Source organism: Halopenitus salinus, assembly GCF_055397165.1.
The window spans coordinates 408,700-422,054 of record NZ_AP043853.1 but is presented as its reverse complement, the minus strand read 5'-3'; the positions used below and the strand labels follow the sequence as shown (position 1 = coordinate 422,054).

Sequence of the window (13,355 nt, the reverse complement as noted above, 5' to 3'; positions counted from 1 at the left end):
GGCCGAATGTCCCTCGTCGATCCCGTCTCGAACGCGCCGGCCGCGGTCCTCGATCTCCCCGACGAGCGCGCGCTGGCTATCGCCGATTACCACGCCGGCATCGAGGCCGGACTCCGGTACGAACGCGGCGTCGAACTGGAGAGCGCGGCCGCGAGACGCCGAGAGCGCCTGCTCGACCTGCTCGATCGCACGGACGCGGACCGGCTCGTCGTCCTCGGCGATCTCGCCCATCGCATCTCGGCACCCGAGGGAACGGAACGGACGGAGATCGACGCGCTTCTCGACGCCGTTGCCGACCGCGTGACGGTGACGCTCGCGGCCGGCAACCACGACGGCGGCGTCGCGGAGGCGTTCGGGGACCGATTGGAGGTCCTCCCGCCCGCCGGAGGGCGGATCGGTCCGGTCGGGATCGTTCACGGGCACACCTGGCCCGACCCGTCGGTGCTCTCGGCCGAGGTGGTCTGTGTGGGACACGAACACCCCCGGATCCGGCTGGTCGATTCGGTCGGAGGCGGGCGAAGCGAACGCGCCTGGCTCCGGGGATCCCTGCGCGCGGAGCCGTTTCGCGCGGAGCTGGGCGAGGCGATTGACGCGCGGTGGGCCGACCCGGACCTCGTCGTCTTTCCGGCGTTCAACGATCGCTCGGGGGGGACGTGGATCAACGTCGAGGAGGAGTCGTTCCTCTCGCCGTTCCTCCCGGCGGCCATCGGGGACGGCGAGGCGTACCTCCTCGACGGGACGCGGCTGGGGCCGTATCGAGCCGTGTGACCCCCCGGTGCGACGCGTTTAATCGCGTCGATCCCCAAACGCGATCGATATCGATGCCGGAGGGTAGCTCCGCGAACGCAGAGGAGGATCCCGAGCGTGGCGAGCGTACCACGGAGGCGGACGCCGAGCATGTCGGCAAGGTAGACGCCGAGCATGCCGGCGGGACGGACGCCGAACGTGCCGGCGAGACCGACGCCGGGATGGACGCGTTCACGCACCTCGGATCGACGGTTCGGGAGGCCCTCTCGGAGCGGGGATTCACGCGCCCGACGGAGCCACAGCGCAAGGCGATTCCCCCGCTCGCCGAGGGACGAAACGCGCTGGTGCTCGCGCCGACGGGGACGGGAAAGACCGAGACGGCGATGCTCCCCGTCTTCGACCACCTCGTTCGCGCACGCGACGACCCGGACGACCCTCCTCGGTCCGGGATCTCGGCGCTCTACATCACCCCGCTTCGGGCGCTCAACCGCGACATGATGGACCGCCTGGAGTGGTGGGGCGACAGGCTCGACCTCGAGATCGCCGTCCGACACGGGGATACGACCCGGTACGAGCGATCGAAACAGGCCGACGACCCGCCGGACGTCCTCATCACCACCCCCGAGAGCCTCCAGGCCATCCTGACGGGATCGAAGATGCGAACGGCCCTCGCTTCGGTCGCGCACGTGGTCGTCGACGAGGTCCACGAGATCGCCTCCGCGAAGCGCGGCGCACAGCTCACGGTCGGCCTCGAGCGGCTTCGGGAGCTCGCCGGTCCCTCCCAGCGGGTCGGGCTGTCCGCGACGGTCGGGTCGCCCGGGGAGGTCGGCCGCTTCCTCGTCGGACACGGAGAACCGGATCCCTCGGTGCCGAACGACCGATCGTTCGACGTGGTCGAGGTCGATGTCGGGACGCGCATCGACGTCACCGTTCACCGTCCCGAGATAACCGAGGTGGACGCCCGGCTCGCGGGGCGGCTCGCGACCACGGAGGAGATCGCGAGCCACGTGCGGGCGATCCGCGAGATCGCCGCCGAGAACCGATCGACGCTCGTGTTCGTCAACACCCGACAGACCGCGGAGGCGCTCGGATCGCGGTTCAAGGCGCTCTCGTCCGACGGTGGGGAGGAGACCGGGGCGGAAGGCGAGGGGACCGGAACGGAGGGCGAGAAGACCGGGACGGAGGGCGAGGAGAGCGAATCCGGCGACGCGATCCCGAGCGTCGACGTCGAGGTCCACCACGGCTCGCTCTCCAGCGACGTCCGGGTGGACGTCGAGGACCGGTTCAAGGCGGGCGAGATCGACGCGCTGATCTGCACCTCCTCGATGGAGCTCGGGATCGACGTCGGGCGCGTCGACCACGTCGTCCAGTACGGAAGCCCCCGCGAGGTCGCCCGGCTGCTCCAGCGCGTCGGACGCGCCGGCCACCGGAGCGATCTGGTCTCGCGTGCCACCGTGATCGCGAGCGATCTCGACGACACCCTGGAGGCGATGGCGATCGCTCGACGCGGGGAGGCGGGGCTGGTCGAGCCCGCGAACGTCCACCACGGGAGCCTCGATACGGCGGCCAACCAGATCGTCGGGTTGACCATGGACTTCGGGGAGCTGCACGCGCGCAGGGCCTACCGGATCCTCACGCGTGCCCACCCGTTCCGGGAGCTGGACGAGGACACGTTCCGCGAGGTCGTCCGCGAGCTGGACGGCAACCGCGTGGTCTGGCTCGACGAGGAGGCCGACTCGATCGAGCGGTCGGGCGGCACCTGGCAGTACTTCTACGCGAACCTCTCGATGATCCCCGACGAGGCGACCTTCGAGGTCCACGACCTCTCCTCGCGGACGCGGATCGGGACGCTCGACGAGCGCTTCGTGCTCGATTTCTCGGGTCCCGGCGAGACGTTCGTCCAACGCGGCGAGATGTGGCGGATCGTCGACGTCGACGAGGAGGACGAGCGCGTGAACGTCTCGCCGGTCGAGGACCCGGGCGGCGAGGTCCCGGCCTGGGTCGGATCGGAGATTCCGGTTCCGCGGCCGGTCGCTAACGAGGTCGGTCGCCTGCGCGGCGAGGTCGCGGCGCGGATCGCGGAGGACGCTCCGCTCTCGGCGACCGCCCGCGGACTCGCGGAACGATATCCGGCCGACCCGTCGACGATCGAAGCCGCCATCGAGCCGATCGTCGATCACGCCGAGACGGCCCATCCCGTCCCGACCGACGAGCGGATCGTCGTGGAGGGTGCGGGCCGGTCCATCGTCGTCAACGCCGCGTTCGGTCACCGGGTGAACGAGACGCTCGCCAGGCTGCTCGCCGCGCTCGTCGGCCAGCGAACGGGATCGTCGGTCGGCATGGATGTCGATCCCTACCGGATCGAACTGGAGGTCCCCCGGTCGGTCGATCCGGGAACGGTCATCGAGATCCTCGAGTCGACCGACCCGGACCACCTCGAGGCGTACCTCGAGCTGGCGTTGAAGAAGGCCGACACCCTGGCGTTCACCCTCGCGCACGTGGCCGCGAAGTTCGGGACCCTCAAGCGCTATCGCGAGGGGAAGGGACGGTTCGGCGGCGACAGGCTCATGGCGGCCCTGGAGGGAACGCCCGTCCACGAGGAGGCGCTCCGTGAGGTGTTCCACACGGATCTGGCGGTCCCGGAGACGGCCGCCCTCCTCGAGCGGATTCAGGACGGGACCGTTGCCCTCGTCGCCGCCCGCGATCGGACTCCGATCGGGACCGCGGGCGACTCCTCGGGCCGGGAGTTCCTCGTGCCCGAGAACGCGGACGCGAGCGTCATCGAGACCATCCGCGAGCGGATAGCGGATGACTGCGTCCTCCTGTGTTGTCTGCACTGTCACGACTGGACCCGCCGGACCATGGTCCGACGCGTCGGCGAGCAGCCGACCTGTCCGGAGTGCGGATCGACGCGGATCGCGGCGTTGAATCCCTGGAACGACGAGGCGGTGAAGGCGGTTCGAGCGGACGGGAAGGACGACGAACAGGAGCGACTCACGGAGCGGGCCTACCGGTCCGCGAGCCTCGTGCAGGCCCACGGTAAGCGGGCCGTGATCGCGATGGCCGCGCGGGGGGTCGGCCCCGACAACGCCGCCCGGATCATCTCGAAGCTCCGCGAGGACGAGGACAACTTCTACCGCGACCTGCTCGAACAGGAGCGGCGATACGCTCGCACGCAGTCGTTTTGGGACTAGGGCGAGACCGGGTCGGAGCACGACCCGGACAGTCCGACCAACGCCAGCGAGACGGCGAGCCCGACCACGTATCCCGCGAGGTGTGCCCACGCGTTCGATCCCATCGGAACGATGACCATCGATCCGAGCAGTCCGGCGAGGAGGACGCTCGCTCCGACGACGAGGACGAACTCCGGGACCGGATCGAGAGCGACCCGCCGTGGAACCGCGCCCGCACGAACCAGCACCACCGCGATGACGGCCGCGAACGCGAGACACGCCGCGGCGACGCCGCGAAGCGGCGGGAAGTACGCGACGGTCTCGGGCGCGGCGAGGACGGCGCCGACGGAGGCCGGCGCCGCGACGAACGCGAGCCGCCGATCGACGGCTCCCGCGGTGAGGCGTTCGGCGGCGGCGAACCAGACGACGAGGAGGTAGCCGAGGAATCCCGCGTTCACGTCCGAAAATCCCGATGACGGGACGTCCGTGATCGCACCGAGGGTCACGAGCGAGGTCCACGCCGAGGCGAACGGAACGACGAACAGACAGCACACGGCGATCGACGGGAGTCGACGCCGCCAGCCGGCAAGCATCGAAAGCGGGTAGGCGACGCCCATCACCATGAGGTAGGCGGCGACGTTGTTGAGCAGGTGTCCCGGATGCGTGTGGACGTAACTCGACGCGAACGCGGTCCAAAGCGTCCAGCGGTTCGACAGGAGGCTCTCGGCCCCGAGCGACAGCGACCACGCGTCGGTTCCGGGAAGGAGATATAGCCCCGTCAAAATCCCGGGAACGGCGAGATAGACGATGGCGAACTCGATCGCGGAGATCGACCGAACGGCTTGGCCGACTGCGGTCCGGATCTCCGCGGCGACCTCCCGAAGCGACGGATCCTCGCTCACGGACGCCGATCGACGCTCGAGGGGCAAAAGCGCTCCTTCGTCGTCGATATGGGCACAGATCGAGAACGGACCTCGAGGAGGGGGACCGCTACGAGCGCGACCCGGAGACGGACTTCACGGCCGCCTCGTAGTGGGCGGCGGTCACCTCGAGCGCCTCCGGGTGCTCGGCGGCCTCGTCGCCGTGTTCCCGGGCGACGTCCTCGATCGCTGCGAGCGCGGCCTCGCGGCAGACCGCGGCGAGTTCGGCCCCGGAGAACCCCTCCGTCGCCTCCGCGATGGCGTCGAGATCGACGTCCTCGCTCCGGGGTTGGCCCCGCGCGTGAACTCGCAGGATGGTCTCGCGGGCGTCCCGATCCGGGAGGGGAACCTCGAGGTGGGTCTCGATCCGGCCGGGGCGAAGCAGCGCCGGATCGAGGGCGTCCTTGCGGTTCGTCGCCGCGATCACGGCGAGGTTCGGGTTCCCGGCGGCGCGATCGAGCTCGGTGAGGAGCTGTGAGACGACCCGCTCGCCCACCGCGGAGCCGCCCCCGCCGGATCCGCCGTCCCGAGCGGTCGCCACGGCGTCGATCTCGTCGAGGAAGACGATCGCTGGCGCGGCCTGCCTCGCGCGCTCAAAGACCTCGCGGACGGCCTTTTCGGACTCGCCGACGTAGCGGTCCAGAAGCTCCGGGCCGGCGACCTGGATGAAGTTGACGCCGCTTTCCCCCGCGATCGCTCGCGCGAGGAGCGTCTTGCCGGTCCCCGGCGGACCGAAAAGCAGGAGCCCCGTCGGCGGGTCGGTGTTCGCCGCCTCGAAGAGCGGCGCGTGGGAAAGCGGCCAGGTGACGGCGCGCTCGAGCCGCCGTTTGGCCTCCTCGAGCCCGCCGACGTCCGCGAAGGTCGTCTCGGGGGTCTCCGCGACGTACTCGCGCATCGCGCTCGGCTCGACCCCGGCGAGCGCCCGGTCGAAGTCCGACCGGGTCACCTCGATGCCCTCGAGGTACTCGTCCGTCTCGCGAGCGCGACGCAGCGATGTCATCGCCGCCTCCTGTGCCAGACTCTCGAGGTCCGCGCCGACGAACCCGTGGGTGCGACCGGCGATGCGATCGAGGTCGACGTCGTCGGCGAGCGGCATGTTCCGCGTGTGGACCTCGAGGATCTGTCGGCGCCCCGCCTCGCCCGGGACGCCGATCTCGATCTCCCGATCGAAGCGCCCGCCGCGACGCAAGGCCGGATCGAGGACGTCCACGCGGTTCGTCGCGCCGATGACGATCACCTCGCCGCGGGCGTCGAGGCCGTCCATGAGCGAGAGGAGCTGGCCGACGACGCGGTTCTCGAGGTCGCCGCCGTCATCGCGTTTTCCCGCGATCGAGTCGATCTCGTCGAAGAAGACGATGGCCGGCGCCGACTCGCTGGCGTGCTCGAAGACCTCCCGGAGCCGCTTTTCGCTCTCGCCTTTGTACTTCGAGGTGATCTCCGGCCCGTCGATCGTGATGAACTCCGCGTCGACCTCGTTGGCCACCGCCCGGGCGATGAGCGTCTTGCCGGTCCCCGGGGGGCCGAAAAGCAGGACGCCCTTCGGCGGGTCGACTCCCAGGCGTCCGAATGTCTCCGGCTCGGAGAGGGGCAACTCGACCAGCTCACGAACGAGGTCCAGCTCCTCGTCGAGGCCGCCGATGTCCTCGTAGGTCGCGCCGCGACCGCTCTCGCTTCCGGCCGGGCGATCGTCGGTCCGGACGGTCGTGCTCCCGTCGCCCGACGATTCCGATCGGTTCGGGGAGCCGCCGCCCGTTTCGTCGCTCGTCTCGTCGACCGTCCCGTCGCCCGCACTCCCGTCCGTGCCGTGGGCCGCCCCTACGTTTGTCGTCCCTGTGTGTGTCGTCCCTGTGTGTGTCGTCCCCGTGTTTCGGTACCGTACCGAGAGGTCCGTCCTCTCCCCCACTCGAACCGTTCCCTCGGGGTCCGTGGCCTCCACCTCGAACCGGAGTCCGCCGAGGCGCTCGACGTGGACCGCCTCCCCGGCCGTGAGCGGGCGATCACGGAGCGCGCGAGCCAACGTCCGCTCGAGGGAGGCGTCATCGACGTCGAGCTCCCCACGCTTTGCGGGTACCTGAAGGGTCACGGACCGGGCGTCCTCGACGTCCACCGGTGCGACGGTGACCGTGTCGCCGACCTTGACGCCGGCGTTCGCCCGAGTGTCGGCGTCGATCCGGACGGATCCCGGCTTGGCGTCGGGACCGCCCGGCCACACCTTCGCCACGGTCGATCCCGCTCCCTCGATGCGGACCGTATCGCCGCTCAAGATCCCGAGTTCGCGCCTCGCGTCCTCGGGGAGCCGGGCGATCCCCCGGCCGGCGTCGCGCTTTGCGGCCGCCCGAACCGTGAGATCGACGTCCGCGAGATCGTTCATGCGGGTCCGTTCCACGCGGCCGGTCTTGAGGCTTGCCCGGTGGCGGCACCGTCGGGCGATGCGTCCCCGGGTGGCCGACCGTCACTCGATCCGGAACGGAGCCACGTACTCGACCCGGGTCGAGTCTTCGGATTCCGATCCGACGGTGCCGACGATCCCGAAGACGTACGTTCCGGGGTCGAGCGCGTGGGCGATCGGCATCGGTCGATCCTCGCCGCCCCCGTCCTCCGGCGGCGTCCGGTCTTCACTTCCGGCGGGCGTCTGGTCTCCATCCTCTGAGGGCGTCCGGTTCCCGGGCCACAGCTCCCACGCGTAGCTCGAGCCGGGCTCGATCGTCGTCCACGGTTCCACGTGCGCGTCCGGCGCCACGTGCTCGTACCCCTCCTCGGTCCGTCTCTTGATCGCCCACGCGTAGGGGTTCAACCCGACCGGCGTCTCGGAGCGGTTGGACAACACGAACTCTATCGACGCCGGTCCGTCGCCGGAATCGAGATCGAGGACCGCCGGCGAGGGCACGAGCCGGATCGGCTCGGCGTCCCGATCGCTCGTGTGCCAACAGACCGTCCGGTCGGCGTTCTCGGCGAAGGACGGACACTCGATGTCATCGAAGATCTCCTCGTTCCTGTTCCCGCCATCGTTCCCATCTCCGTCGCCGTTCCCGTTCCCGTTCCCGTCGCCGTTCTCCGGTGGGGATCCCGCACTGGGCGCGAGACAACCAGCCGCGGCGACCGGTGCCGCGGCTAACGAGCTACCGATCGCGACCAGGGCCCGTCTCCGGTTCATGTACCTACGGAGGGCCCCGACGGGAAACTGCGTTTCGGAGGCTCAAACGGACGCTTGCGTCACGAGGGGATCACAGCTTCCCCTCGGGATCACATCTTCCCTTCGGCGTCGTCGGCGAGCTCCTCCATTCGCTTGCCGACGCGGCCGGCCGCCGAGAACTCGTCCTCGCTCATCGCCGCGGCGAGCGCGTTGCCGAGCACGAAGACGGCGTGTTTGTGCTCGCTCTTCGATTTGTGGACGTGTGAGGGATCGATGTCGAGCTGCTCGTAGGGGTCGAACAGCTCCGAGTCGACGTCCTCGCGCTCGCGAAAGTGTTCCATGATCGTGACCATCTGCTCGTGAAGCTCCAGAAGCTCGTCTTTGTGCATAATCGTGGTAGGACCGATGTCGGTTTAAGCGTTTTTGGCGATCCGTGCCATAGACGGGACGATACCACGTTTCGAACGTCACCGTCGATCCGCGTCTCTCGGATCGAAACGGGCCGGCGTCGACGTCGCCGTGATCAAAAGACGTACTCGTCCTCGTGGCCCATCATCCCCTCGTCCTCGAACCCGGGGCCCTCCTCCTCGTCGGTCGGTCCGCTCGTCTTGTACGCCTTCATCCCGGTCGAGAGGAGTTCCTCTATCGCCTCCTCGCGGTTGAGGAACTCGCCCTGCTCGACCATCTGGGCGATCTGCATCTCGAGGTGTTCCGGGACCGTTATTTCGACTTTCGGCATTCTCTATCGGGTCGTTATGGCAGGGGATATATAAACTTACGGTCGTTCTCCCGGTATCCGGAAAAACGAATCGGCGATCGTTGGAAGTTTCATTCGTGATATCCAAAGAACGATTCCGTTTCGGGAAGTTCTATCGGGACATCGGTAACCATAGGTAAATCGACCCCGTACGGCCGTCATGGTCGAAGACGTCACGGACCTCTATCGGGAGTTCGGCTCCGATCGTCTGCCGCCCGGACAGCGGCGGACCGACCGGTTCCCCGTGCTCTCGAAGGGCGAGACGCCGTCGTGTGATCCGGAGGAGTGGCGCTTCGAGGTGTTCGGCGCCGTCGATCGCCGGCTGGAGTACGACCTCGAGGAGTTCCGGGACCTGCCGGCGACCACCCAACAGCAGGATTTCCACTGTGTAACCGGCTGGAGCCGGTTCGACTGTGCGTTCACCGGCGTTCCGTTCCCCGAGATCGAGGAGCGTGCCGGCGTCGACGACGACGCCGTCCACGTGCTGTTTCACGCCCTCGACGGCTACACGACGGACCTCCCGCGTTCCGACTGCTCGCGCGGTGAGGTGCTTTTCGCCTACGGCCTCGACGGCGAGGACCTCCCCGCGGACCACGGCGGGCCGGTCCGCGTCGTCACCCCCCACAAGTACGCCTACAAGGGCGCGAAGTGGGTGACCGGCGTGGAGTTTCTGACGGAGCCGGAACGGGGTTACTGGGAGAAACGCGGCTACTCGGGCACGGCGAACCCCTGGAGAGAGGAGCGGTATAGTTAGGGTAAAGGCCCTCGCTCCCCGAGGACGTGTCGATGGATCCCTCACCCGCCGCCGACGCCGTGCGGCTCGTGAGCCGTACCCGCCGGATCGACCGGCCGGCGTTCCGGGCGGCCTTCGAGGCCGTTCCACGCCCGCGAACGGTCTGGGGGGCCCCGACCGAGGCGACCGTGGTCGCCGGCGGCAGCGCGGCCACGCTCACCGCCTCCGGCCCCGACCGGTTCGCGTCGCTCCGGGAGGCGGCGGCGGACGTCTTCTCCTCCGGCGACGTTCACGCGGGGACCGAGGCCGCCTGTCCCCGGCTGTTCGGCGGGTTCGCGTTCCACGAGGCGGCGACGGACGGGGACCCCTGGGGTTCGTTTCCGGAGGCCCGTTTCGTCCTCCCGCGGGTGCAGGTGACGGAGGCCGAAAACGGGACGTGGCTCACCGTCAACGCTCTCGATCCGGACGCGACCGCTGTGGACGTCGAGGAGCGCCTCGATCGGGCCGTCGAGACGTTCGACCGGCTCCGACGGTCGGGTGAGCTCGATCGGCGGCCCGACCGTCCCGGAATCGCCGGGCTCCGTCCGACGACGAGCCGGGAGGAGTGGCGACTCGGCGTCGAGTCCGCGACGGACCGCATCCGGGAGGGCGAACTCGACAAGGTCGTGTTGGCACAGGCCCTCTCGGCCGATCTCCGCCGTGATATCCCCCTCGCCGCCACGCTCGAGCGGCTCCGCGAGACCCACCCGAACTGTTACCCGTTTCTGATCGAGACCGACTCGGATTCCGACACCAACGTCGACAGCAGCCCCGATTCCGACGGAACCGCGTTTCTGGGAGCCACTCCGGAGCGGCTCGTCTCGCTTCGCGGACGGACCGTCGAGACCGACGCGCTCGCGGGCACCACCGGGCGCGGCGAGACGCCGGAGGAGGACGAGTGGCTCGCCGCCGAACTGGCCGCCGACGCGAAGAACGTCCACGAACACGACCTCGTCGTCGAGGCCATTCGCGAGCAGCTGTCGCCGATGGCCGCGTCGATCGCCGCCGGCGACCGCCGGGTGAAACGCCTCGCGACCGTCCAGCACCTCCACACGCCGATCACGGCCGAACTCGAGGGGAACGCCCACGTCCTCTCTCTCGTCGAGGCGCTCCACCCCACGCCGGCCGTCGGCGGGCTCCCGCCGGCGGCGGCGCTGTCGACCATCCGGGAGACGGAGCCGTTCGACCGTGGGTGGTATGCGGCTCCGATCGGCTGGTTCGACGCCGCCGGAAACGGAACGTTCGCCGTCGGAATCCGTTCCGCGGTCGCCGAGGGCGATCGGGCCACCCTCTTTGCCGGCGTCGGGATCGTCGCCGACTCCGACGCGGAGACCGAGTGGGACGAGATCCAGCTCAAGTACCGGCCGATCCTCGACGAGCTCGAGGCCGGCTGACTCCGCGACGGTCCACCCGAATGGGGACGCCCGCGGATCGAGTCATCCTACTGGTACATCCGGAGCGGACGCGCCTCGGTGCTCTCGTTCTCGACGTTCTGCATGCGGCGGGCGAGCTCCTCCTTCGCGCGCTGGATCTCGTCGGCCCGATCGACGAGGTCGTCGGTCGGGACGTCGACGTCCGCGAGCGGTCCGATCGCGTTGGCGAGAAGGGCCCTGGCGCCTTCCGGATCCGGAAACTGCGGGTCCGACTCCACGACGAGACCGACTGCCGTCGTGTCGTGTTCGACCGCGTGCGAGAGGAGTGCGCCCGTCGGTCCGCTGATGAGTCCCATCTCCGTGGGCGCATCGAGCCCGATCCGTTCCAGGTGGGCCCGTCCCCCGCCGGCCGCGATCCCGTAGAGTGACGGGGGTTCGGCGCCCTTATCCGCCGGGCGTCCGGACAGGTACACCGGCGTGACGCCGCGGTCGTCGAACCACCCGGACAGGCAGTCCGCGAACTCGATGGCGGCAGGGGGAGCGATCGGGATGTCGCTTTGTAACACGAGCAGGTCGCGGTCCGTGTCGGCGTAGACGCGGACGGGAGTCGTGAGTTGGGAGTTCCCCTCCATGTAGGTCACCACCGGGGGGATCCCCTCACAGTGGACGTTCGCGTAGTGGACCATCTCGAACGTCTCGACGAGGTGGTCCGACGCGATCTTGCCCACCAGGCCCACACCCGGCAACCCCTCGATCAGGAACGGGGCGTCCAGCTCGAGGTCGTCTTCGAGAACGTTGATCCGTGCCATGGCGGATCGTTTCGAGCGGAACTACTTATAAGCGGCCGCGTCACCCCGCGTCGGGCCGCCTCGGCGAACGAGCGGCGTTGGACGCGTCGACGATCAGCCGCAGTGTCGCGCAACGGTGACGGCCGACCCGAGTCGAAATGGACAAACCCGGCGTCCCCGAAGGAGCGGTATGAATCCGCTCGAGCGGTACCTACCGCTCGTCGACGACGAGGAGGCGTTTCTCTCGGCCTGCGATCGGGCGCTCCCGTCCGTGGTTCGCGTCAACACGATCAAGGCGACGCCGGATCGCGTTCGACGGGCGCTTCGCGAGGAGGGGATCGACGTCGATCCCGTCGACTGGCACGAGGGGCTGTTTCGGCTTCCCGACGGGAGCCCGGGACGAAACTGGCCGTACGTCCACGGTTGGATCCACGGTCAAGAGGAGGTGTCGGTCCTGCCGGCGCTCGCGCTGGAGGCGGAGCCGGGCGATCGGGTCCTCGACGCCTGTGCCGCGCCGGGGAGCAAGACCACCCAGATCGCGGCGGCCGTCGACGACAGGGGGACCATCGTCGCCAACGACAACAACCTCGGTCGGCTCTCGGCGCTTCGACACAACGCGGAGCGTCTCGGCGCGACGAGCATCGCCGTCACCAACCAGGACGCCCGGAACGTCTCGTTGTCCCCCTTCCCGTTCGAGGCGTTCGACCACGCGCTCGTCGACGTCCCCTGCTCGTGTGAGGGGACCTGCAGAAAGAACCCCGACGTCCTCGAGGAGTGGACCTTCGAACACGTCGAGGCGGTCGCTGGCGTACAAAAGGGGATCGCCACGCGCGCCGTCCAGGCGACCCGGCCGGGCGGCACCGTGGTCTACTCGACGTGCACCTTCGCTCCCGAGGAGAACGAGGCGGTCCTCCAACACGTCCTCGAGAACGAATCCTGCGAGCTCGTCGAGTTCGACCTCCCGGTCCGGACCGAACCCGGGGTCACCGAGTGGGACGGCGAGCGCTTCGACGACGCGATGGAGCTGGCCCACCGGGTCTACCCGCACCACAACGACACCGGCGGGTTCTTCTGTGCGAAGCTGCGCGTCACCGACGACGAGGGGGTGACCGCGGGATGAGCCAGGACGGCGGCGACGGCGCGGGCGGAGACGCAAGTGACGCGCCCCCGACCAACGACGGGCAACGGTTCGACCGGCTTCCGGCGACCGACGACGACCGGGACGTTCCGGGACGACCCACCCGCGAGGAGGTGCTCGAGTGGTGGGAGACGCGCTTCGGCGTCGACCCCGCCGTCTTCGAGCCCTACGACTTCTACGAGAAGGGTGCCGGGAAGATCTGGGTGTACGCGGGCGAGGCCACGAACCCGGCCCGGATCGAGGCGCTCGGCATGACGCTTTTGCGGACGCGCCAGGAACACTGGAAGCCGACGACCCGCACCGCCTCCCGGTTCGGCCGCCACGCGAGCCGGAACGTGATCGACCTCGAACCCGAGGAGGCGACGTCGTTCCTCGCCGGGGAGGACCAGCCGGTCGAGCGGTGGGACGGCGATTGGGGGTACCTCATCGCAACCCACGAGATCGCGGGGGACGCGGAGCCGATCGGCGTCGGGCTCTACCTCCACGGCGAGCTTCGATCTCGGGTTCCGAAGGGGAGCCGCCGGGATCTGGCGTAGTCCGAGCCGGACTGGTCG

General features: G+C 69.3%; 12 protein-coding genes. 6 read left to right on the top strand and 6 right to left on the bottom strand.

Features of this window, described 5'->3' with window-relative positions; all coding sequences use genetic code 11:
* Positions 1-6: 6 nt before the first annotated feature.
* Together ACZ5YD_RS03880 and ACZ5YD_RS03875 are read left to right on the top strand one after the other, a co-directional pair.
* A complete protein-coding gene (locus ACZ5YD_RS03880; RefSeq protein ID WP_379745522.1) occupies positions 7-768 on the top strand; it encodes a metallophosphoesterase in 762 nt (253 codons plus the stop codon).
* A gap of 200 nt (positions 769-968) precedes the next feature.
* Positions 969-3,941, top strand: coding sequence for a DEAD/DEAH box helicase (locus ACZ5YD_RS03875; protein WP_379745625.1), 2,973 nt, complete (start codon positions 969-971; stop codon positions 3,939-3,941).
* Here ACZ5YD_RS03875 and ACZ5YD_RS03870 read toward each other — a convergent pair.
* From ACZ5YD_RS03870 to ACZ5YD_RS03850, 5 genes are all read right to left on the bottom strand, one after another.
* Entirely contained in the window at positions 3,938-4,822 is an 885-nt protein-coding gene (locus ACZ5YD_RS03870; RefSeq protein ID WP_379745525.1) for a hypothetical protein, read from the bottom strand. The two genes, ACZ5YD_RS03875 and ACZ5YD_RS03870, sit on opposite strands and share 4 nt — an antisense overlap.
* A gap of 88 nt (positions 4,823-4,910) precedes the next feature.
* Entirely contained in the window at positions 4,911-7,211 is a 2,301-nt protein-coding gene (locus tag ACZ5YD_RS03865; RefSeq protein ID WP_379745528.1) for an AAA family ATPase, read from the bottom strand.
* An 81-nt stretch (positions 7,212-7,292) separates the two neighbouring features.
* Positions 7,293-7,994, bottom strand: coding sequence for a hypothetical protein (locus ACZ5YD_RS03860; protein ID WP_379745531.1), 702 nt, complete (start codon positions 7,992-7,994; stop codon positions 7,293-7,295).
* Between the two features lie 89 nt (positions 7,995-8,083).
* On the bottom strand, positions 8,084-8,362 hold the full coding sequence (locus ACZ5YD_RS03855) for a UPF0058 family protein (protein WP_379745534.1): 279 nt from the start codon (positions 8,360-8,362) through the stop codon (positions 8,084-8,086).
* A 134-nt stretch (positions 8,363-8,496) separates the two neighbouring features.
* Positions 8,497-8,712 carry a DUF7120 family protein gene (locus tag ACZ5YD_RS03850; RefSeq protein WP_379745537.1) on the bottom strand — a complete coding sequence of 72 codons (216 nt, stop codon included), beginning with the start codon at positions 8,710-8,712 and terminating at the stop codon, positions 8,497-8,499.
* A 178-nt stretch (positions 8,713-8,890) separates the two neighbouring features.
* On the opposite strand from ACZ5YD_RS03850, the gene ACZ5YD_RS03845 reads away from it, so the two are divergent.
* Together ACZ5YD_RS03845 and ACZ5YD_RS03840 are read left to right on the top strand one after the other, a co-directional pair.
* The gene (locus tag ACZ5YD_RS03845) at positions 8,891-9,484 is read left to right on the top strand and encodes a sulfite oxidase-like oxidoreductase (protein ID WP_379745540.1); all 594 of its coding nucleotides are present in this window, start codon (positions 8,891-8,893) and stop codon (positions 9,482-9,484) included.
* 32 nt (positions 9,485-9,516) lie between these two features.
* On the top strand, positions 9,517-10,896 hold the full coding sequence (locus ACZ5YD_RS03840; protein WP_379745543.1) for an isochorismate synthase: 1,380 nt from the start codon (positions 9,517-9,519) through the stop codon (positions 10,894-10,896).
* A gap of 47 nt (positions 10,897-10,943) precedes the next feature.
* Here the strand turns inward: ACZ5YD_RS03840 and ACZ5YD_RS03835 are convergent, their stop codons facing one another.
* On the bottom strand, positions 10,944-11,684 hold the full coding sequence (locus tag ACZ5YD_RS03835) for a proteasome assembly chaperone family protein (protein ID WP_379745546.1): 741 nt from the start codon (positions 11,682-11,684) through the stop codon (positions 10,944-10,946).
* Between the two features lie 169 nt (positions 11,685-11,853).
* On the opposite strand from ACZ5YD_RS03835, the gene ACZ5YD_RS03830 reads away from it, so the two are divergent.
* Together ACZ5YD_RS03830 and ACZ5YD_RS03825 are read left to right on the top strand one after the other, a co-directional pair.
* Positions 11,854-12,783 carry an RsmB/NOP family class I SAM-dependent RNA methyltransferase gene (locus tag ACZ5YD_RS03830; RefSeq protein WP_379745549.1) on the top strand — a complete coding sequence of 310 codons (930 nt, stop codon included), beginning with the start codon at positions 11,854-11,856 and terminating at the stop codon, positions 12,781-12,783.
* Complete coding sequence (locus ACZ5YD_RS03825; protein WP_379745552.1) at positions 12,780-13,337, top strand: DUF7122 family protein; 558 nt, start codon at positions 12,780-12,782, stop codon at positions 13,335-13,337. The genes ACZ5YD_RS03830 and ACZ5YD_RS03825 overlap by 4 nt, the downstream gene beginning before the upstream one ends.
* Positions 13,338-13,355: the final 18 nt, after the last annotated feature.